At 42.1% G+C, this 1,859-nt stretch carries 3 protein-coding genes; all 3 read right to left on the bottom strand.

Features of this window, described 5'->3' with window-relative positions; genetic code table 11:
- Positions 1-328, bottom strand: a 328-nt coding sequence (locus ACFQZI_RS19865) for a hypothetical protein (RefSeq protein ID WP_377145621.1), incomplete at its 3' end; no start/stop codon positions are given.
- Between the two features lie 129 nt (positions 329-457).
- Positions 458-874 (bottom strand): hypothetical protein, encoded by a 417-nt coding sequence (locus ACFQZI_RS19860; protein ID WP_377145619.1) that lies wholly within the window; start codon positions 872-874, stop codon positions 458-460.
- Positions 871-1,859, bottom strand: a 989-nt coding sequence (locus ACFQZI_RS19855) for an RHS repeat domain-containing protein (protein WP_377145617.1), incomplete at its 5' end; no start/stop codon positions are given. The genes ACFQZI_RS19855 and ACFQZI_RS19860, both read right to left, overlap by 4 nt.

Genomic DNA, 1,859 nt, shown 5'->3' with positions numbered 1-1,859 from the left:
GATAGCTGCCTGCCATCATCCCGGTTATCATTTTCAACTGGTTCCCATCCGGCGTCGAGTAGGAATAATCGTAAGTATAGGCCGTTCCGTCCCTGGTCAGATTTTTAATGTTGCCCATCTTATCATAACTTATAGCTGTTTCTGACATATTCAGCACCGGCGATACAGCGCCGGTTGAAACCCCGCTCTTTAACCTGTTAAGCTGGTCATACTGGTAGGTAAACGTCTGCACCGGCTGCGTGGCTGGCGACGTACTGCCGCTATTCAGGAACACCTGGTTGGCGATTGATCGATACCATTTTAAGGGAGACCAAAACCCAAAAGACATACGCCCATTCATAAGAAAAGCCCCTTTTCAGGGACTTTGTCGTTTAATCTCAGTTTGCTTTCTTCTTTGGCTTTACTGCTGGCTATCTATTCCAGGGCGAAGCCGACAAGGACTTGGCGCTTGTTCGTATCAATCAGGAAGCCATTTATATTTTTGATCGCTGATAATCTTATAAGTATTTCCTTTTATAATCACATAGTTAGTATTTGATCGTTTTTCTATAACGTCTCCCTGGTGAACTGCATCGTAAATATCTTTGACAACACTAATTGTCAACTGACTTTTTCCGTCGAAAAAGTAGTAAGGTTGAAATGATTTATTATCGATTCTGATAGTCTTAGGAGTGAGGCTGTTTAGATTGATAACCAGTTGATACTTATTAAACTGACAGTTTTCACAATAAATGCCTTTACTTATAACTCCGTCAAAAGAAAAGCTTTTTATAAACTCTTTATGTGTATTGATTCTTTGTTGTACCTCTTGTCGAAGGCCCTTACGTGACTGACAAGAAACAAACAATATGCTGATTAAAATGAATGTTTTCATGGTGTCTGTTTTTTGTCTTTGTTATCCGATGTTGATGCTGGAACAACTATTTGTCTTGAAGGGTAGCCATCCAGGCCTGAAGGTATTGTTTTAACCGTACTCTTTCCAGAACGCAAATCTAAACCTGTTTGAATAGTACCTTTATTATCTTTAACTTCTTTAAAATTAACATTCGGTCTTGGATCATCCGGTAATGATACGCCAGTGGCTTTCTCTATCGGCCTTTCAATAGCATCAGTACAATTATTCGTTACTACGTTATATTTTTCTTCACCAGAGTTTACCTTGTTGGCTTTCTCAGTAACATTATCAAAGATCTTCTGATCTGTCTTAGAATCTGTTTTGAATGTAACTTGATCAGTATAGGCGCTGTTGCCTTTATCTTGCTTGGCCAAATTAACAGCTTCATCCATTGACTTCGCCCCAGTAAGAGCAGTGACATTATAGCCACCTTGAACACCTGTCGAAGACATTTTACTCAACCCGGCATCTTCAGCAGCACCCATTGTTACGTAATAATAGTTGCCTTTACCATCTTGTATTACTCCTGCCATATGACCTTGTCCACCAGCGCCATCCTTTGCTACAAGAATTGTAACATCTTTAGGCGCCATTCCGTCCGGGTCAATAAACCTAATGGGATTATCGAGCGCATGGTTGTATGGAGAGAACCTACGCATTTGATCAGCCATAGGGTCTATGCTTGTCCACCTACCAATTACAGGATCGTAGAAACGTGCACCGTAATCATAGTCGCCGGTCTCTTCCTGCAACTCTTTGCCATTGTAAAGGTACTTATTGTTCAGCACATTATTAGGTACCGATCTGCGCATACCGAAAGCGTAATAATCGTCCGACTGTAACCGCTCCGCTTTGAATTGGCTCGCGTTCCTCTGAAACGTCAGGCGCACGTTGCCAAGATGGTCCTTCAGGTCGTATTCATAACGGTATGTCCCGTCCGACCTCCTGGCCGCCCTACCCTCTT

Source organism: Mucilaginibacter lutimaris (assembly GCF_042676625.1).
Classification (GTDB): domain Bacteria; phylum Bacteroidota; class Bacteroidia; order Sphingobacteriales; family Sphingobacteriaceae; genus Mucilaginibacter; species Mucilaginibacter lutimaris.
The sequence above is the reverse complement of the archived record's forward strand: the minus strand, read 5'-3'. Positions and strand labels throughout refer to the sequence as shown.

What these genes read in the sequence shown, in the direction of transcription:
- ACFQZI_RS19860 (WP_377145619.1), bottom strand. Translation starts at nt 874, where the DNA reads ATGAAAACATTCATTTTAATCAGCATATTGTTTGTTTCTTGTCAGTCA.